Origin of the sequence: Streptomyces sp. NPDC001933, from assembly GCF_042890955.1 — a bacterium.
Taxonomy (GTDB): Bacteria; Actinomycetota; Actinomycetes; order Streptomycetales; family Streptomycetaceae; genus Streptomyces.
This window is the reverse complement of record NZ_JBIASS010000018.1, coordinates 1-18,879: the sequence shown is the minus strand read 5'-3', so window position 1 is coordinate 18,879 and position 18,879 is coordinate 1. Positions and strand designations below refer to the sequence as shown.

Annotated in this window: 12 protein-coding genes; 9 read left to right on the top strand and 3 right to left on the bottom strand. The window is 65.4% G+C overall.

Annotation, left to right across the window (positions count from 1 at the left end; translation table 11 throughout):
• Nucleotides 1–219: 219 nt before the first annotated feature.
• Nucleotides 220–1,488 (top strand): cytochrome P450, encoded by a 1,269-nt coding sequence (locus ACFYY7_RS33595; RefSeq protein ID WP_388667608.1) that lies wholly within the window; start codon nt 220–222, stop codon nt 1,486–1,488.
• A gap of 57 nt (nt 1,489–1,545) precedes the next feature.
• Here the strand turns inward: ACFYY7_RS33595 and ACFYY7_RS33590 are convergent, their stop codons facing one another.
• On the bottom strand, nt 1,546–2,157 hold the full coding sequence (locus ACFYY7_RS33590) for a TetR family transcriptional regulator (RefSeq protein ID WP_388667607.1): 612 nt from the start codon (nt 2,155–2,157) through the stop codon (nt 1,546–1,548).
• 680 nt (nt 2,158–2,837) lie between these two features.
• Between ACFYY7_RS33590 and ACFYY7_RS33585 the strand changes: the two genes are divergently transcribed.
• Nucleotides 2,838–3,869 (top strand): helix-turn-helix domain-containing protein, encoded by a 1,032-nt coding sequence (locus ACFYY7_RS33585; RefSeq protein WP_388667606.1) that lies wholly within the window; start codon nt 2,838–2,840, stop codon nt 3,867–3,869.
• Between the two features lie 258 nt (nt 3,870–4,127).
• On the opposite strand, the gene ACFYY7_RS33580 is transcribed toward ACFYY7_RS33585, so the two are convergent.
• Nucleotides 4,128–5,942 carry an acyl-CoA dehydrogenase gene (locus tag ACFYY7_RS33580; RefSeq protein WP_388667605.1) on the bottom strand — a complete coding sequence of 605 codons (1,815 nt, stop codon included), beginning with the start codon at nt 5,940–5,942 and terminating at the stop codon, nt 4,128–4,130.
• A 1,095-nt stretch (nt 5,943–7,037) separates the two neighbouring features.
• Between ACFYY7_RS33580 and ACFYY7_RS33575 the strand changes: the two genes are divergently transcribed.
• From ACFYY7_RS33575 to ACFYY7_RS33555, 5 genes are all read left to right on the top strand, one after another.
• Nucleotides 7,038–7,622: a hypothetical protein gene (locus ACFYY7_RS33575; protein WP_388667604.1), complete on the top strand. Its 585-nt coding sequence runs from the start codon at nt 7,038–7,040 to the stop codon at nt 7,620–7,622.
• A 201-nt stretch (nt 7,623–7,823) separates the two neighbouring features.
• The gene (locus ACFYY7_RS33570; RefSeq protein WP_388667603.1) at nt 7,824–9,209 is read left to right on the top strand and encodes a hypothetical protein; all 1,386 of its coding nucleotides are present in this window, start codon (nt 7,824–7,826) and stop codon (nt 9,207–9,209) included.
• Between the two features lie 39 nt (nt 9,210–9,248).
• Complete coding sequence (locus ACFYY7_RS33565; RefSeq protein ID WP_388667602.1) at nt 9,249–9,998, top strand: hypothetical protein; 750 nt, start codon at nt 9,249–9,251, stop codon at nt 9,996–9,998.
• Between the two features lie 733 nt (nt 9,999–10,731).
• Complete coding sequence (locus ACFYY7_RS33560) at nt 10,732–12,855, top strand: hypothetical protein (protein ID WP_388667601.1); 2,124 nt, start codon at nt 10,732–10,734, stop codon at nt 12,853–12,855.
• 1,162 nt (nt 12,856–14,017) lie between these two features.
• Entirely contained in the window at nt 14,018–14,608 is a 591-nt protein-coding gene (locus tag ACFYY7_RS33555; protein WP_388667600.1) for a hypothetical protein, read from the top strand.
• 575 nt (nt 14,609–15,183) lie between these two features.
• On the opposite strand, the gene ACFYY7_RS33550 is transcribed toward ACFYY7_RS33555, so the two are convergent.
• A complete protein-coding gene (locus ACFYY7_RS33550; protein ID WP_388667599.1) occupies nt 15,184–16,410 on the bottom strand; it encodes a transporter in 1,227 nt (408 codons plus the stop codon).
• 656 nt (nt 16,411–17,066) lie between these two features.
• Here ACFYY7_RS33550 and ACFYY7_RS33545 point away from each other — a divergent pair.
• Together ACFYY7_RS33545 and ACFYY7_RS33540 are read left to right on the top strand one after the other, a co-directional pair.
• Nucleotides 17,067–17,690, top strand: coding sequence for a hypothetical protein (locus ACFYY7_RS33545; protein ID WP_388667598.1), 624 nt, complete (start codon nt 17,067–17,069; stop codon nt 17,688–17,690).
• A gap of 728 nt (nt 17,691–18,418) precedes the next feature.
• Nucleotides 18,419–18,844 carry a hypothetical protein gene (locus tag ACFYY7_RS33540; RefSeq protein WP_388667597.1) on the top strand — a complete coding sequence of 142 codons (426 nt, stop codon included), beginning with the start codon at nt 18,419–18,421 and terminating at the stop codon, nt 18,842–18,844.
• The last annotated feature ends 35 nt before the right edge of the window (nt 18,845–18,879 follow it).

The window sequence follows — 18,879 nt, the reverse complement described above, 5'->3', positions numbered from 1 at the left end:
TCGCTCGGCCTCCAGAGGGTCCGAATCCTCGCAGTATGTCAAGCATGGGCTCTTTGGGTGATGGAGGTCGCCGCTTGTCTCCCTGCCTCTCTACCGCGAGGGTCCAGCCGGCTCACTTTCCCAGGTCAAAGGCACGGAACATGCCTTCAGCCCCCCCTCTTCCCCGGAGCCACAGTGCCCACTTCACACACTTCTGCGCCCACGTAAGGGGTATGAATCATGGAAACAAAGAGCACTGTCCCGCAGGGATCGTGTCCGTTCCGGTTGGGCGGCGACGGTCGGAGCAACGCTGAGGAAGCAGCCCTGCTGAGAGACGTCGGCCCTGCCTCCGAGGTGGAACTGCCGGGAGGAATGCGTGCCCGGGCGGTCGTCGACTATCCGCTGGCGCAACGCCTGCTCCGTAGCGGTGCCGTGAGCAGGAGCGCATATCTGCACTGTCCCGGCTTCGCGGACGGCACACGGCAGGTGGACGGCGTCACGCGGAACTGGATCGGCACCCGCAACGCGCTCAACTCCTACGGAGCCGCGCACACCCGGCTCCGAGCTCCGATCGCGGCAGCACTCAACAGGCGCCGGATTGAGAGTATGGTGCCCGCCATCGAGGCCCTTGCCGACGCACTCCTGAGCAAAATAGCCGCAGACAGTGCATGCATCGTCGACGCGAGATCTGACTACGCCCAGCCGCTTCCCGCCCAGGTCAACGCGAACCTGCTTGGAATCCCCGCCGACCTGCAGGACCCGTTCTTCCTGGCTTCCGCGGGCCTCTTCGACACTTCGGCATCCCCCGTGGACGCCGCGGCCCACATGGCGGCCGTGGTCGAGCTCCTGGACCAACTTGTCGAGGAGAAGCGGGCCCATCCTGCGGACGACCTCACGAGCGACCTCATCCGGATCTGCGACGAATCGGCCTCAGCGTTCTCCGACGTCGAACTGCGGGATCAGCTGATGCTGCTCGTATCGGCGGGTACGGAGACCACCGTGAACTCCATCGGAAACCTCCTTGTGGGTCTGATGGCCAATCCCGAACAGCTCCACCTGGTCCAGACCGGCAAGGTCGGCCTGGAGGAGGCCCTCGAAGAGAGCCTGCGTCATCAATCTCCGATCGCCAACGTTCCGCTGAGATTCGCCGTAGAACGCATTCAGGACGCTCCCACCGGCGAAGAGTTCACCGAAGGGCAGCCGATCCTTGTGAACTTCGCCGCTGCCGGCCGCGATCCGGCAGTTCACGGTCCCGACGCCGACTCCTTCGACATAACCCGCGCCACCTCACGCCAGCACCTGGCCTTCGGTCACGGAACTCACTTCTGCCCCGGTGCCCCACTGGCACGCCGAGAAACTCTCATTGCGGTCCGCAAGTGGCTCGAGCGCTTTCCCAGCAGCAGCCTTGCCACCCCTGAGCCGGAGGTACAGCGCCTGCGCTCGATCATCTCGAACGGCTACGCGGTCATCCCCATACGACGCGGCCCGCGGCACACTTGGACCCTATGAGTGCGCCATCGCCTTGTTCCGCACGGGGCCCGTGCGGAACAAGACGGGAACAGTGGATCAGCGGGTGTTCTCCTCGTGAACCGCCGCAGCCTGAACAACACGGGCACCGCGATCTGCCGCTACGTCCAGGATCATCAAGGTCTCAGGGGTGGCGATACCGCGGAGGAACATCCTGTTCATGTCCGCGATCTCCGCTTCCAGGAGGTGAGGCTCCCGGCGTTGCATCAGATCGACACCCACGTAGGCCGACACCCAGATCTTCCCCGCCAACTCCGGCTCGACGCCGGGCAGCAGTTCACCACGCTCCGCAGCTTGCGAGAGCAGCTGGATGACCCGGGGCATATAGGCCTTCCAGAGGCGACCGAAGTACTCAGCTTTCGACTGGTCGGTAGCCAACCGTGCCGCGGCCCTCAGAATGGGATCCAGCGGCGTCTGATGGGCCAGCGCCATAGCCGCGTCCACGATGCCCTGGAGTCTCGGGACGGGGTCGTCGCCGACCGTCATCGTGAAGCCCTCGGTCACGATGGCCAGGGCTATATCATCCTTCGTTGGAAAATGGTAATAGAGTGCACCAATCTTCACATCGGCTGCGCGCAAAATATCGCGCACGCTGGTGGCGTCGAAACCATGTTCCGCGATGAGCTTCGCGGCGCCGACCAGGATGTCCATCCTGGTCTTCACGGCTCGTTCTTGCCGCTGCGTAGACACACCCGACTCCTGCTGGGCTTGAGAATCCTGTACCTACGGGACTGCCGGAGGCGCCCCGTGGCCTGCCAGTACGGGCTGCCAGGACGGGCGGCCGCGCGGTGGCGTGAGCAATTGATCTCCGGGAACGCTCGGACGCCGGGGCCGTCCGCACCGGTGCTGCGCCCACAGTATCGACGTTGATTTCCTTCCCGGGAGGATGAACCATAGACCTAGTAGAAACCAATCGTATGGTCAGTTTCTCTCGCGTGGTAGAGCGACTGCGGCCCCTGTGACAGATCCTCGCGGCGGAGCCCTGGCTGACAGGAGAAGACCTCGGCGGCGACGTGCGTTGGGAAGGGGGCGGTTGGTGCGCTTTGGGTCAATGACGACCGGAAGCGGGCATGCGCCGCCGAGTCGCACCGTGACGGAACGCTCCTGTTCGAGGGTGCCTTGAGATGGGCCGGCACCTGCTCGTCCGCGGGGCACCGCCCGCCGTTGCCCCGGCAGCCGCGACAGGCTGCCAACCTTTGTGAGGCGACATCCCCACGGGGAGCCGCGGGCGCTCTGACGTCAGAAGTTTGCAATTGCAGAGTGAATTCCGGTTGCCGACCACCTCTACTGCCAATATGCCTCTCCCGGGCAAGCAAAGGATGTACTTTGCGATGATGAACAAGGTGCTGGAACGGCGTCCGCAGGCACAGCTACCCCCAGAGCCCCATGACCCGCCACCCCGCCTTAAGACGCGGAGCGGCAAACGGCAACGCCGAGACGTAGCCACGAAACCGGACAACAGGGACAAGGGTGCTGAGGTCGAGCGCGCCAGGCAGCTACGGGACTTCATCAAGGGCAGGCGCGAGCACCTTGGCCTGAGCCAGCGAGAAGTCGCATCCTCTCTGGGGATAACCTGCCGCTCGTACGGCAACTGGGAGAACGGGCGTGTGTCCGTGTGGACCGACCAGAAGCTCTACAGCCTGGCCCGGTCCCTGAGGATGACCGATTTCCAGACCACAAGGCTGTTCTGGCTCGCGGTTGACCGCGACCCGCAACCGGACCCGCGCCGGCTGCAGCGCCCCCTTCATTCCCGGGGCCCGGACGCCACAGCGTTTCTGGCCGACTACAGCGTCATGATGAACGCTCTCTCACTTCCCACCTTCCTGATGGATCACCGATGGGAGGTAAGACTGGCTAACACCGCCTACCGCGAGCTGTTTCGCGCCGTACGGCACCACCCGACGGCGATGCCTGACAAGAGCTTCCTGCGCTTCGGTCTCTTCCACCCCGGCGCACCTCAGATCCTGACCGATCACCGCAACTGGAGACTCTCCCTTCTTGCTCAGCTCGCAGCCAGCCTGGACCGGCACAGCCAGGACCCCGCTCTCCAGGCGATCTACCGCGATGTGCACAGCCACCCCACATTGCGCACCATCTACCTCCGCGACATGCCGGACTGGGTCCTGGGCGCCGGAGCCGGTCTTGTTGGCCCCGAAGGATCAGTACGCGAACTGCGCCACCCCGACCCCGGGGTCGGGCTTCAGGCCTGCCGCATCGTTGAGGAAACTCCACGATCACTTCAGACGCTGGGGCTCACACGCATCACGTTTGTCCTGACTGAACATGATGATGTCCTGGTCGCAGAGCAGGGCCGCCCTTCCGACTGCCACAGACCCAGTTCGACGTGCCCGGCCAGGAACTGAACCCAGTGACGGATGCCAGGCAGACCTCAGCGCGAGCAGCGGTGAAAGGCCGAGCTGTGCCGCGGGGGTCCCCATTCAATGCCCGCACGGTGACGACCACCAACGGCAACCGGGGCAGACCCTCTCTTCGCCTATGCAGCGCCGTTACGCGCACGGCGCTGCACAGGAATCACCGAACCGACGCACAGTCACCGACGGGCAGGACCTTCCGTTCCAGCCGGCTGCACACGCGTTTCCACCCTCGTGACCTGTGTGGTGTCACCGCGTGATCAGGTGGCGGACTTCCGTGTCAGAGGGAAGTTCTGTCCAGGGCGGCCTGTCGCCCTGGATGCCTTCAGGATGATTGATGGGGTGGTCGAGAAGAACGTCCTCCACGGCAGCGAACCCGCTCGTGAGGGTCAAGGCTTCGGGCGCGAGTTCTGTGATGACGCTCTCGACTGCGTCGGGAAGCTGCCGTACCTGAGCGCTGGTCAGGTAGCCCTCCGCAAGCAGGTCTCCACTGTGCGCCGCTACACGGCGCAGGGCGAACAGACGGTGCAGTAGGCCCAGCTGGCGCTGCGCTTCAGGGTGAGGCGCCCGGGAGGCAGCGTCCAGAACGGCTTGGGCAGCCTGGCGGTGCGCGTAGGCATCGACCAGTTCCAGAGCCGACGAGACGGTGTTGTTCCACCTGTTGAGTGGGTTGCCGGCCGTTCTGCTGCGCAGGCGCGTACGTGCACGCTCGTGCCAGATGCGCTCGATATCCGCCAGCAGGTCCTGAAGGAAAGCCGGATCGTCGAGGCTGTGAGCCTCGGGCTGGGATTCACTGGGCCTTGCCGGTGTGAAATGCCCAAGCAGCATCTCGCCGGCGGCCTTTACCCAGATGACGAGGTTGTCACCCTCCGCCGTGATGGTCCCCTCATTGGCCGCCAGCTGCCCGGCGATTCCGTTCGCGAGGAACAAACCCTGCGCACCGCAGCGCTCGCGGCACTCTGTCATGACGGCGCGGGCCCGCCAGGTGATCCACCCCTTGGCTATGGCTGCGAACCGCTCGCCGTCCTCCCTCTCCGGCCCCGTTGCCTGTGCCCACTGCCGTACCGCGGCGCGGTGCAGGAGAGTCGCGGCGTAGGTAGTGGCGATGGCATCGACGAGCGGAGCGTGGTGGCTACGATGAGCGATCAACGGAACGCTACCGCCAGCTGTCACACCCGAAGTCTGTCTGTTGTGGGCGTGCCGTACGGCAACAGCAAGCGCGTGGCGCGTCACCCCAAGGCTGTAGGCGCTCATACAGAGCTTGCCGGCGGTCACGCGGCCGATGGAGTGAAGGAAACGCTTCCGGGGGCTGCCGACCGAACTCGTAAAGACACCTTCCGGCGTGAGGCGTCCATGGTCGGACTGCAGAAGCGCTTCATACGGCAGACGGACCTGGTCGAAGGACGTAATGCAGTGATCGACGGGGGCGGTGGCGGTCTGAGGCAGCCGGTGTATCTCCACTCCCGGCATCGCGTGCCCAGCCTCGTCACTGAGGGGGGTAAGGAACAGGAAGACGCCCTGGTCCTTGCCGTCCACGATAAGACGGGCGGCGACCACAGCGGTTTTGGGACCGCCGGTGGAGCTGGTGTTCGGCATGAACTTGCGGGCGGCCGCACTGGGAGTGTTCAACACGAACACGCGGGCGGCTGGGTCGTACGTGGCCGTGGTCTCAAGTTGCGAGGCGGAGTTGCCGTGCCCGGCCTCCGTGCACAGAAACGTTCCTGTGCGCCGCAGCTCGACGAACTCCCGCAGATCGCGGTTCGGACCCGAGTTGTGCTCGAGGAGGCTGCCGAGGAAGAGGTTGTAGTGGATACTTGCCACTGTCCCCAAACCTGCGTCGACTGGGCCGACCCATTCGTGAAGCGCCGTGAGCCGTTCCACGTCCGTCACGAAGTCCTCGGGGCTGTCGAGTGTGTCGTTGATCAGACGCAAACGCTCGTAGGACAGGGCGGCACGCTCATCGGGTGACAGCCCTTCTCTGAAGCTGAATGGCACCGTACTGAACAACTTGCGCCAGGGCTCGTGCAGTTGTTCTCCATGTTCGCCGAAAAGTACCTGCGTCAACGCTGCAACGGTTGAAGATGCCTGGTCAGAGAGGAGTGGTGAGGAGGAAGTCACGCTTCGGAACGCTAGCTCATACGTTCAGTCAGCTCAGCGTGATCATCAACACGATTGGGATCATGAAAATGGCGGTATCTGCTCGTCCCGAGGCATGGCTAACCCTGCTCAGGCCAGGGAATGCGTGAGGACGCCCGTCTCCTCTGCGCTACAACAGCCAACTGCGCTGCCTGGAGCCGGTGTTGGGCTTCCTGCGCGGTGTCAGGTGTCGTCATATCCCTGCGGTGCGAGCCCCCTGACCACGACCTCCGGTGCCGGCTTTGCCCACAGAGCTCGTCCTTCTGGGGCTGCACGGCGTGGCGGACCAACTGAGGCAGCGAGCTGAATCAACCGAACTGCTGTGCCTCGGGCCTCGGGCTGGAGGCGTCTTGGCCCAGGGCAAGAATGCCTGCCAGGGTATGAGGCGGGTGGCACTGTGCTAGAAAAAGGCCGGCTGCCGCGGTCGCCGAGTAGTGCTCGGGACCGCACCCACCTCAATGGGTGGGTCTGTTCCTCGTCCCGCCCAGTGGCGGAGAGGGGGCGCCAGCCTTGGTGCTTCGCCACTGGCGAAGTGGCTCCAGTGTAGGAGCCGGCGAAGGATTCGCAAGCCGCCCAGGTCAGGCACGTGCTCTCGACATTACTCATGCCTGACGATGTCCTGGCCTGAACCTCCGACCAGTGGGCACGCCCGCGGACGGCGAGACGTTGCAATCCCGCCCGGCGGGAGCACCGACTCCGAGTCTCCCGCCTGGCGGGAATGTGACAGGTACAGCAGCACTCGCAGTGGATGAGAAGCCTGAGCCGGAGCAGCTTGAAGCTCATACACGTCTTCTGGTGCGATGGGGGAGCTCGATGACGGGGCGGTGGACTGAGGGGTATCGCGCGAGGATTGCAGATCTCACAGCATCAGTTGAGAACCGACTGAATGCTGCGCCTGTTGGTCCGGACATCATGGAACTGGCTCTCACCTCCGGCGAGGCCACGCCCATGGGGGACTTCCCCTCAGCGCCTGTACGGTTTCGAGGCATTTGGTGGGTCCGCACCGGAATGCTCTGGCGGGCAGTGGATGACCACGCGCAGGCCCAGTTCGACGAGGACGCCGACCGCTACCAGTTGGCCATCGCCTCAGTGGACGGGCTTACGGCGATGGCTCTCGCGCACCCGGTGTCGCAGCAGAGACTGCTCGAGTTCGTACGGCAGGTCACAGTGGAGAACCTGCCCGAACGGGTGCAGAAGCCGAAAGGAGCGGCTGCGCTGTGGACAAGGCTTGACGCACCAGCCGGATGCGGCGCATGGGTGGTGGCATGGCCACCAGGAGCCACGTCGGACTGGCACCACCACGGTGAGGCGATCGGAGCCTTCTCTGTTCTTGACGGTGGCCTTGAGTTCGCGGAGCGAACCATACCCACGGAGCGCGAGCCGACTGAGCACGCGGACCTCCCTGAAGTGGTTCGCAGCGTGCACGCCGGCCAGGCACGTGGAATTGCGGTAGGGCAGGGCCACTTGCTGCGCAATCCGGCAGACCGGCGAACGGGCCGATGGACCCTGTCAGCCCACGCCGGATGGCTGGTGCACCCCCTGTCCTGTCACAGCTACGTGCCGGGGGCGATCAGGGCCGAGAGCGTCGCACCCAGGTCGGCCGCGTGAGGGCCGGCCGCGGCATCATGCCCGCGAAACGTCACGGCCTGACAACCGCACGCTGTCGCCAAACGCGCCTCCGCCACTCACCAAACCCGGCGGCACACACACGAATGGAACAACGTCCCTTCACCGAAGTGGGTCCGCACTCGGTACACCGGCCACGCCTCGGACTGCAACTGGCGCGGGCCGGTGCGGAAGGAGGACTCCATGCCCGCAGTCAGTGAGGCCAGGCTGCGCTCGGAGCAGGCCCTGGTCAGCGTGCTGATCCAGGATCCCGGTGGTGCAGGCCCCCTCGCCTACGCCTCATCCGTTCGAACTCAGGACTTCGGCAACGCGTGGTTCCAGCAGATGTACGGCGCGCTCGTCGAGGACAGCTTGTGGAATCACCCCTACGTCACCCACGCAGCGCCCTCGGAACGCACACGCATCTTGTGCAACATGCTCTACCAGAGGCTGCAGACACGGATGCAGGGCTTGGCCGATGACGCGCGAGCCCAGGCCAACGCGGCGGCCCGGCAGGCGGAACTTGCCATGCGCACAGCAGAGTTCGCCCACAGACAGGCCGAAGAAGCCCGCGCAGACACGCTGTGGTGGCTTACCCACGCGCCGGACCACCCACTGGCTGCCGAGGCCCAGACGTGGGAAGCACAGGCGTCGGCAAGAGAGTCGATCAGTGTCGACAACGCCGAACGCGCATCGAAGACCAGCAATGCGACCGCTCGCCGTGCAGCAACTCTGGAAAAGACGGTCGCCTCCGAAGAAGCATGGACAGCCGCACGGGAATCCATGTGGAAGCTCTCCTCTCCGCAGCACGGCGCCGCGCCGCACTATGCCGGCTACTACGCCCGCCAGGTCCTGGAGCACGGGATTGCACACAGGGTGCATCGGATCGGCGAGGATCTGATGGCCAAGGTCCACGCCCCTGGGGCCAACGTCGTGCAGCAGATCGCCGAAATCCGGGACGCAATGGATCAGCTCGCTGGCGAACAGATACGAACCGGGAGCGTGGAACCGATCCTGCCGGTACCCGCCGTCGCCAACCTCCGGAATCCCGAGCGATGGGAAGCCCTCCGGACCGAGGGCCAGGTCCTGATCTCGATCGTGGCGTATCCAGAGCAGCTCACCCAGAGCGATGCGGCAAGCCTCCAGCCGCGAGACATGAGCCGGCCCGAGCACGCATACCTGCTTGCTGCAGTGATCGAGCAGCAGAGCCTCGGCCTTGAGATGGACGCCTACCAGCTGACACACCGCGCGTGGGCCGCGGCAGAGCGCGACGGTGTCGCCTTGGACTCCGGCTACGTCTACGACATGACGATGACCGCACGGCATCGCGAACTCTCCACCTACGGCCCAAGCCCAGAGCAACTGGCCCGCGCGGCCCACGAACAGGCACCAGCCCTGATCGCACTGAGTGTGCAGCGCCAGACCGCCACCGTCGTCGCACAGATGAACGAGCAGCTCAGTCGAGGTGTCGCTCCGCTCGACGTCGTGTCATCCATGCGCAACGGCCTGGCCCACGCCGAACAGCAGGCGACGCGACACCCACAGGCCTTCGCCGAACAGGGCACGCCCTATAGGGGCGCAGCACGGTGAACCGCGGGCAGACAACCAAGAGCGGGAAATGGGGCACCCGTGACCGACGCTGAACAGGCAAGGCGATACACGGACCTGCTGCGCCTGCTACGGGAGTTCGCACAGCGCTGTGCCTGGGCGGCTATGGTGCGCGACGCCGAAGCCGACGTCGCTGAGCCGGGAAGGGCAGGGCGGCTGAGGAGCGAGGCGGAAGCCGCATGGCAGGCGGCAGGCCAAGCACGTGCCGCCGCCGAAGCCGCCGCACACCAGTTCACCCTGCACGGCGAGCTTCCCCCCGACGTCGCCGCGGTCTACGGCGCAGTCCTGGATCTGCCGGCCACAGACACTGAGTTGGCTAACGTCCTGGCCCACGTCGAGACAATGGTGACTCTCGCCAGGGGGAAGACATCCCCTGAGACGGCAGGGGTAGCCGATCCCCTGCCCGCAGTCCACGCCGGCGCCACACCAGAGGAAGTCGCAGCCCTGACCTGGGCCATGATGGCGCTGCGCGACAATCCGTCGAACCCGGAGGTTCTCGCGGCGCTGTACATCGAGGCCATCGCAGCACTACGGCAGGGGCGCCAGACGGCGGCGGTCAACAGGGACGAACAGCATGAGCAGAAGCTGCGTCTAGCCGCGCTGGCCGTGGCAATGGCTGTTGCACGAGCCCAGCGGTTCCGGACGCTGCCTCCGGCTCGGCCCGCCGTTGCCCGGCAACCCATGGGACTCCACCCGATCGAAGAAGCTCAGCGGGAGTCACTGGGCCAGCACCGGACTCCACTGGATGGGCACGAAGGGCAGGAGCAGTAGGGGATCTGGACGCCATCAGTCGCATCCGGTCCATGACCGTCCCCATAGAGGACGCAGGCAGTCGATTTCCGCCAGGCGGACTGCCGGACAGCCCGTGCCGCGGGAGGAGACAACACCCCCTTCGGCGGCTTCGTGGTCACCCCTCGGCGACCGGTCGAGACTCAGCAGGCCGGCCTTATGCGACCTGAGGAATTACGTCGTCGCTCTCCTCCATGCAGTGCGCGTGAACACGTACAGCAGCAGATTCTCGAACCCGAACAGAAGGCAGACGTGTCGGCCCCGATCGTCAGAGAACGCGGTTGGCCGCACCCCTGGCATCGAGCGGGAACCGCAAGCGGAGCCCGAACGCCTTTCGCGCTCGTTCATACATGCCGATGCAGCAGCTTGCCGCACGGGCGTGCAGGGCACGGGCGCGAGTCCAAGACGCGTTCTGCACCCCGTTTCGGGCAAGGTGTCGGACCAATCCCCGCCTGGCTCAGCGGACCGAACCAGTCAGGTGCGCCACCGGGAACCTCCGCCTGACCTACGAGCACCGCCTGCGAGGTACACCCACCCCAGCTGGGTAAAGTCCCAGGTCAGAAGCCCATACCTAGCGGCTCCTGGCGACTATCTTCTTCTGCATCGCAGCCCGGACCGGCTCACCAATCCATAGGCGGTGCGCCGATCGCCACAGTCCCAAGATGCGCACCCGCTGGCCAGTCCGGGCGCAACCATTCCGCAGGAGGACTTCGCCATGCCCGCCCATGCCCACAACGGCCGCGGCCGCCAGGACACCGCCCCTCAGATACGCCCTGAAGTAATACGGGAGATCCCCTATCCCATCGCGGACGACTACGTACAGGACTGGACCGCTGAGCGAGCCCTGGTCGAACTCATCGCGAACGCGTTGGATGAAGACCCGCACGCGACGGTGACCTGGAATGACGGCATCCTGACCATCGAAGACCAGGGACCCGGCATCCCCGCCACGGGGCTCCTTCTGGGGGCATCCCGCAAAAGCACCCAGCAGATCGGACAGTTCGGCGAGGGTAAGAAACTGGCCGCGCTCGTCCTGGCACGCGATGCGAACATCGGCCCTGTCCAGTTCGACACCGTCGGCTACAGCTTCACACCCCTCCTCAAAGCCAGTACCTACCTCGCAGAAGTTCCCGCGGCCGACAACGCTGCACAGACCCTCACCCTCCACTACCAGTACTGGCTCACCAACCGTGCACGAGGAACCCTCATCAGCGTGCACTGCCCCCAGGCCGTAGCGGACGAAGCCATCAGCCGTGTCCGCTACCTCTCCACTCCCAACTACCGGCCGCCACAGACCCAGGCGGAGATCCTGCTGAACGCAGAGCCCGGACGCATCTTTGTCGGCGGCATCCTGGTCTCGCGCGACAAGCGTTTTGCTGCCAGCTACGACCTGCCCCTCACCACGGCCAAGGGGGAGCAGAACCGAGACCGGACGATCGTCGACGGCGCCGCACTCGAAGCACATATCCGCAGCGCCCTCGCGGCGAGCGCCGACCCCGAGGTGATAGCACGATTCGTCGACCGTGCTCTGAACGGGCCGCGTCTGTCCGCAGCCGAAACGTATTTCGGCGACGTCAAGGACTTCTCCGTCCGGCGCGCCTTCCGCGCACACGCGAGCAAACTGTGGAGAGATGACGACGTCTACCACAACGGGGCGAGTGCGGCGGTCGAGGACGAACTCCATCTTCAGGGCCGTGGCGTCACATGCGTAACCAGCAAACTCGCGCCGCACATGCACCGCAGCCTGATGGATCTGCTCGGAGTCAACCCAGTACGCCAGGCCATCGACCACCACGACCGTCAGTACCCCAAGACGCAGTGGCTCAAGCTCGGGGACGTGTCTGTCGCTCGCCGTCGTACGCTCGATCTCGCCTGCGCTTGCGTTCGCAGCGTCTTCGGGCTCGATGCGCTCGGCGAAGTCAAGGTCTACCGAGAAGACGAAGGAGCGACGCGATACTGCACCAGCGGCGTTTACCACACGAGCAGCGATGTGACAGGGTTCAAGGAGAGCACCCTGGACGATCTGAATCAGACTCTGCGTGTGGCATTCCACGAAGGCGGCCACCGGCGCGCAGCCAGAACAGGCAACCTCAGCTCCGCAGACCGCACTGAAGGATTCGAGTTCGCCATGGACGACATGGGCGGCCAACTCCTCCAGCTGCTGCTCTCCCCGGGCCCGCGCCGTCTCCCTCTGCTGGACGCGCAGGCATGGCAGGACGCAGTGCTGCCCGACGGTTGCTACCTCGCTGACCCTGCGGAACTGACGCGAAGGCGGCACAACCAGCCGACCGTCACACAAGTCCGCAAGGCCAAGCGCCGACAGGCAGCCCCCGAGCCGCGTCGCCTGCTGGCCGAGGTCGCCGAACACCGCATGGCCCTCGTTCTTGAGGAACGCGGCATGCGCAGTGCTGACAAAGCCGTCCGATCCGTGGCCCTGAACGCAGCGATCTGGCGCCTGATCGCCAACCCGAACCCCACCGGATATCGCCGGGCCCAAGGCGCCTCCTGCATCCCCGACTACCGAAAGGCGACCGCACTCGCCGAACTCCTCGGAATGCACGCCCCGGTCCTCTACCTCGGACACATCGCAGTCGAAGGCCCCACCTACAACGCCCGACGCGGTACCCAGCCCTCCGCAAACCGACCGTGGAACAAGCCCCTGAGCACCCACATGCCACAGGTCCATAAAGACCTACGCGCACTGGGCGGCTCCTACGCCGCCGAGGCGGACGCCATTGAAGCCATGTCCCAGGGACGCACCCCCTATGACACCGACGGCCGATGGCTCCAGCCGGTGATCAACCTGCTCCTCGTTGAAAAGGATCGGCTCATCGGCTGAGCGCATATCAACGAGACACGTTGGGCGGTCCGCAAGCGCGGCCCGCCCAACGTTCTGCGCGAACCGAACCTGCCGCCTCGGACCGGGTTCACCAGGGGGGACCTCCTCAGCCCAGAAGCCACAAGACCGACTTCTGTTCACCTGGCGCCCGGGCGCGGTCCAGCGCCTCCAGCGAAGGCCGCAACCGCGGCAGGGATAGGGCCCTCGCGCCAGCACCTGCGTGAGCACACGGCGATCTCACCTGAGGACACCCCAGAACGCACCCCTGACCGTCGAGGCACCACGAACGCCGCCTGCCGGCCGGACACACCACACGATCGGTGCGGCTTGGGCACCCCAGAAACCACCAGCGGGGGAACAGGCCCGTCACCGGATAGCCAGCAGCCTGCCCCCCCGGCGACCCGGGGATACGAACACGACCTCGCTACCTCATCGGCCAACCCAGCACGACTCAAGACCGACAACCAACTCAGTTCCTACCAGCCGCGAAGAGCTCAACCACACCCAAGAAGGCCCGCCGGACCCCGAAGTCCGACTATCGACCGGGGCGTGCGCCGCTCCACCACTGCACCAAATGCTGTACCTGCGGCGTCGAGCGGACAGGGCTCACGCCGGGGCACGCGGGAGGTTTTGCACCCGCCGCAACCCGCTTGTCGGAGAAGACGCAGGTCAAGGGGGCCCCGGAATCGGGCCATGGTGGATAGCTTCCTCACTCATGAAGCCGAGGGAGTACTGATCACCGCCTCACGCTCCTCGGACTGACAATGCGAAGGAGGGGCCCGCCATCATGACAGCCCACATCGAGCCAGAAGCACCGGCTGCCAGCAGACCAGCCCACCGCACTCCGTCTGTCGAAGTCCTCCTGGCGCTCCATCAAAGGCCCGGTGCCGGCGATGCGCCCCGCCCCCGACCGTACGACGAGATCGTCTTGACCACTGAGACATCCGGCGGGGACACCGCAGGCGGTGAAAGGCAGACCCACTGACGACACGCCCCTATCCCGCCGACTCGTAGTCCGCGCCCAGGGGTGCCAGACCAATCAATCTGTGACATTGCCAAGTCCGCGGTCCTTCCTGCTCTGCCTGGCGTCTGGCCACAACACCGAAGGCGCCCAGAAGTCTCGCAGACTCGCAGTGCTCGCAGACTCTTTCCGAGGGACGACATGAATCTCGACGCCCTGAACGAACAACTCCGCTCTGCTGTACTTTCCCGGCTGCCTGCCGAGGCACAGGCCAGCTACACAAGGTCAGCCAAGCGCTACCCGGTTTCAACCGTCTCCTGGACCCACCCACCCACAGGTACGGCAGGCCGATGGATAGCCACGAAGCCCTCCGGGACGGGTTACAGGCAGCAGCACCTTGAGCTGTACCAGCTCCCGCTTGTGGGTGCCGTCCGAGTGCTGAATGCCGTGCTGCCCGGAGCGATTCCGGAACAGACCTCCTTCAACGGGATGGGCGCGACTGCCCCTCTCGGCGCCGCCGCTCAGTATCTGGTTCATAGGGTCCACCGCTCGCTGTACCCCGCAGGGGAGAGAGGCGACGCCGGCGCTGAGTGGACGTCCGGCCTGTGCGCGGACTGGTTCGGCCCGACAACAGTGACCATCACCCTCACAGGCGTTGGGCTGAACGCGACCGCCGCCCTGCGGATCCACACCAGCTCATACCTGCTCGAACTCGCCGTGGAGGCATACGCCGAGGCGCTGCCCTGCGCAGAGGCGTACGCAGCGATGACCAGCCGCGCAGACTCCACCTGACCGCACGCGATCTCCTCGATGCGGGCAGCTGCAATCGGGGCCGAACCCGATCAGGCTCATGACGGCTCAGTAGACGCGTAGGCGGCCTTCGTCCGATCCCGGGCGCCATCACCAGACGCATGGGAACCGCGCGAAGGCCGTCGCCGTCAGTTTGATGCGTCAGCGGAGCCAGCACACACATGCGGAGGTGCCACGGCTGCCGCACTACCGCACGGGGCGACTCGCCCTGGCCGCGGCGGAGACCGGCCGCACTTTCACGGTCAGCGGTGCTGGACCGGTCCGCCTTCAGCCACTCCGCGAGACTCCGCGGTAGCCCTGTCCAGATCTGCGAATCCGTCGAGCGGCTCGTCAACACCAGCCCACAGGTACAACAGGCTCGGCCAGCTGCCATCCGACCACATCATGCGTGTCCGACACCGCTGCGGAACCGCTACTTCAGCACGGGCGATCTTACGATCGCGGCGACAGTTTCTGTCTCCGTCGCACTGCCCCCAGCGACATCACCCCGGACGCGACGGGAGTGAGCAGAGCCAGCTGGCACACCGCGCCCGGTCGGCTCAGAAACCGCGCTGCCGTCACCTCAACCCCGAACGATCCATAAACGGGCCCTGCCCGCCGCTCCCTACCAGCAGGGAAGCCGTCGAAGGATGCAGGGCGGTCCGCGTCACGACCAGAACAGAGAAGGCCCCCACAGCAGCCAGCAAGGGCACTATGTAATTCCCGCCGGCCATACCACCCAGTGCCGATCCCGTGGCAACACCTGCGTTGACGGATGCGATGAGCCAACCGAACGCTTCCGTCCCCGTCCCTGGTGGAGCGGCCGCATTCATCAACAAGAAGCCGCCGCACAGCATCGTGGTGAAACAGACACCCGGAAGAACTACGAGGAACGCCGACGGCATGGGCCCTGGCGCGCCGAGCATCGGAAGCCAGGCAACGGCGAACCCGAAAGCAAGCAGCGTCATGTGCTGGAGATACGAACCCGGCCACGCCCGGCACCCATAGATCAGCCCCCCGACGAGCCCTCCCAGCGAGACCAGGGCGGGAAGACCACCCTTCAACCACATGGCCCCGCTCTCCTGAGCCGATGCAACAGCACAGACCCGCAGGGCGCCCACAGCTGCACCCGCACAGAACATGGTGACCAACAGCGCCCGCACCGCACTGGACTTGAGCGGGCCCAGCCAGTGCCGCATCTCGCCGGCAGGGTTCCACGCACGGGCCGGCCGTGACGCACCAACCGAGAACGCACCACCCAGGCCAAGGACGGCGGTAACCAGCAAGGCAGTCTGCGGTGATACCGCGACCAGTGCCCCTGCGAGCAGCGGACCGACCACATGAACGGCTTCCTGCGTACCGTTGTCCAAGGCATAGGCTGTCCGCAGATAGGAAGCGCGCACCACGTCAGTCCCTGGAAGGACCCCCGGCCACAGACTACGCAACCCAGCCTCCAACGGTGGGTTGAACAGACCAGCGACGCTGGTCAGGGCCAGTGCGAGCAGGATCTGACCGGTACCGACCAACGCCAGGACGCCGAGTGCCCCAGCCGCAATCGCGGACCCGAACAAAAGCGGGATCACCAGTCCGATCCTGTCCGCGAGCCGACCGAGCATCGGCTGACCACACGCGAAAGCCACCAAGTACCCGGCAGCGAGCAGTCCGCCACCAGCGAGCGAACCAGCCTCTTGCTCTGCCGCCAGGAGCACGGCAGTTGGGGCCATGGCATTCGGCAGACGTCCGATCAACGTCCCAGCCATCAACCGAGCGGCATACGGAAGACACAACAACTCCCGGTATGCCACCCTCCCGTTCGGACGAGGCGCCGGTGGCCGGGACTGGACAGAAGCGACGGCCACAGTGGACTCCTTCTGGATAAGGCAGAGCGCGGCACAGCGGGGCCAGCGACTCACTGGCCCACCAGGCGTCGACGGTCCAATTGCCGCAGGCAGACCGACAAGAACACACAGGGCCGTGCGCCGACACCTCCCGCGGACCGGGAAGGAACCACGGGCCTTCCCGCCACGAGGACTTCGCGGACTCGCGTACAGGCATGCCGCACACAGAAATCGGCCAGGGGAGAAGCAGGGCATACGAAGGCCCGACAGGCAGATCACGACCGATCACCGAGGCCGCGAACGTGGCAGCAAGGGCCACCCGGCAGACTGCCCGCAATCGAAACACGCCATACCGGGAAGGGGACGACCCCGAGCTCATGCGAACGTACGCAGCATCGCAGACACACGTTGAACAGCAAGAACTACTCAGATCGTCACCACTGCGGCATCAGAACTGTGATGCCGGACAGTGAGTATCAGCCGACACTCAACCCGGCAGATCCGGGCGACAACCCCACAGTGCACTGGGGACGCTTCCTCCGCCAGGCACCGCGGACCCCTGGCCGAGTAGCTGGACGCGAGCGGAAGATACCCCAACCGTCCCGATCGGTAGAGTGACGATCATGCGAATACGGATCGCGACAGTCGCCATAGCCAGTGCCCTGGCCCTGATGACCGCTGGATGCGCAGGCGAAGAATCTGGCTCACACGACAGCGCCGCCAAGCCGGCGCCAGCCCGTCCAGTTCTTCCACAGAAGGTACCCAAGCCGCCGGCGCTGCCAGAGGAAGAACTGCAGCCGTCTCCGGACAGCGACGCCCCGCTCAGCACAAATCTGGTGTACGAGCTGCGCCGTAGGACTATCAACATGGCCAGGGCAAGTGGAAAGACCGCCGGCGAGTGCCCGAGAGACCTAAAACCGAAGGCCGGTACGAAGGCGACCTGCACCATCACCTACGAGGGCCTTGAGGTGGTGTGGGATGTGACCATCGGCGAGGAGCCCGGCATGTGGGACAACCTCGTGCAATACCAAGCGGTCCCGCGCAAGGGTGTCCTGACCCGAGACGGCGCAGCCGGCCTGCTCTACGGAAACTACGACCCCGAACTCGTACGCTGCAACAACATTCCCAAGGCAGTGCTCGTACCTCTGAACGCGGCAACCACATACACCTGTCAAACCGTGGACAAGGGCGAGCCCGGCCTGGTCGAATCGGTGAGGGTCACCGAAGCCGGACCACGCTTCTTCTGACCACGACACTCGCGGGCAGGGCGCGCACGTCGACCACGGCAATGTAGAACCGCTCCCGCAGCCCGCGGGCATCACCGAGGAACCCAGCAAGCTGATCGGACGTAACCGGCGGCGGCAAGGTGACGACCCCGGACCGCGGCTGCGATGTCGCGCGGCGATGCTCTCTCACAGGCTTCCGATCCTGCCAGTCCAGCCCCCAAAGGGCGGGTTACAGGGACTCGAGATAGCGCAGGATCCCAAACCGCTCGCGCCCGGGCGCTCACGGCGCCCCTCGCCGCGCAGCACGTCACCCAGAAGCCGATCTCGGCCACGATCCCCGCTGGAAGTCCCCCGGCGAGGCGCCCAACAGCTTCAGCGCGAGTGCGCAGGAGTTCCTCGCCCCCAACAGGTCCAGCATTCACACCGCCGGAACAGACAGCAGCAACATTCGCTTCCACCCCGCTGCGCAACATCCACGTCGCCCCGTGCCCATGACGCAACGGCCGTGTTGAACGACCATTCTCCGCCTTCGATCAGTCGAGCCAGCCCGCCACCACAGACTCACACCCGATGGCCCGGTGGTACATCTTCAAGACCGGCCACGCAATGTGCCCGTGCTCATCGATCGGCGGACCTACTCCACGGCGGGAATGACCCATCGCAGTAAAGATGCAGGTCACCGGCTCCAAGTCGGGCACAACAGGACCGTAGCGTGACGGGTGTCCCAGACCGAGACCCGAAGGGATGACATGACCACCATGACGACCCGAAACACCGCCCCGGACGTCCCCGTCGCCAACCGATGCCTTCCGCCCGGCACCGAGGGCTGGAGCTGCCATGTATGGAACTCCGGACGCAAGATCATCAACCGTGTTCTGAACCAACCGCAAGGTGACCTCGCCAGGGACGAGCAGCAGCGGGCAGTACGCGCCATCAAGGCCCTGCACGACCAACACCAGGACCCGGCGCTGCTGCTCGTCGCCCTCTACATCACGGCCCATGAGCTCCGTGATCCGCTCAGCGAGTCGCTCGCCGACGCAGTGTCAGAACTCGCCGCGATCACAGAGGAAGGAGCCCTGACTGGCTTCCGCATCCGATTCCCCGCCCAAGACCAGACCGGATTCAACCGGTCGTTGCAACACCAGCTTGTTGAAGCAACTGTAGCTGCTCGTTGAACGCCTCGGCGGGCGTCTTCCAACCGAGCGTCTTG

What these genes read in the sequence shown, in the direction of transcription:
- ACFYY7_RS33595 (WP_388667608.1), top strand. Translation starts at nt 220, where the DNA reads ATGGAAACAAAGAGCACTGTCCCGCAGGGATCGTGTCCGTTCCGGTTG.
- ACFYY7_RS33590 (WP_388667607.1), bottom strand. Translation starts at nt 2,157, where the DNA reads ATGGACATCCTGGTCGGCGCCGCGAAGCTCATCGCGGAACATGGTTTC.
- ACFYY7_RS33585 (WP_388667606.1), top strand. Translation starts at nt 2,838, where the DNA reads ATGATGAACAAGGTGCTGGAACGGCGTCCGCAGGCACAGCTACCCCCA.
- ACFYY7_RS33570 (WP_388667603.1), top strand. Translation starts at nt 7,824, where the DNA reads ATGCCCGCAGTCAGTGAGGCCAGGCTGCGCTCGGAGCAGGCCCTGGTC.
- ACFYY7_RS33560 (WP_388667601.1), top strand. Translation starts at nt 10,732, where the DNA reads ATGCCCGCCCATGCCCACAACGGCCGCGGCCGCCAGGACACCGCCCCT.
- ACFYY7_RS33555 (WP_388667600.1), top strand. Translation starts at nt 14,018, where the DNA reads ATGAATCTCGACGCCCTGAACGAACAACTCCGCTCTGCTGTACTTTCC.
- ACFYY7_RS33545 (WP_388667598.1), top strand. Translation starts at nt 17,067, where the DNA reads ATGCGAATACGGATCGCGACAGTCGCCATAGCCAGTGCCCTGGCCCTG.
- ACFYY7_RS33540 (WP_388667597.1), top strand. Translation starts at nt 18,419, where the DNA reads ATGACCACCATGACGACCCGAAACACCGCCCCGGACGTCCCCGTCGCC.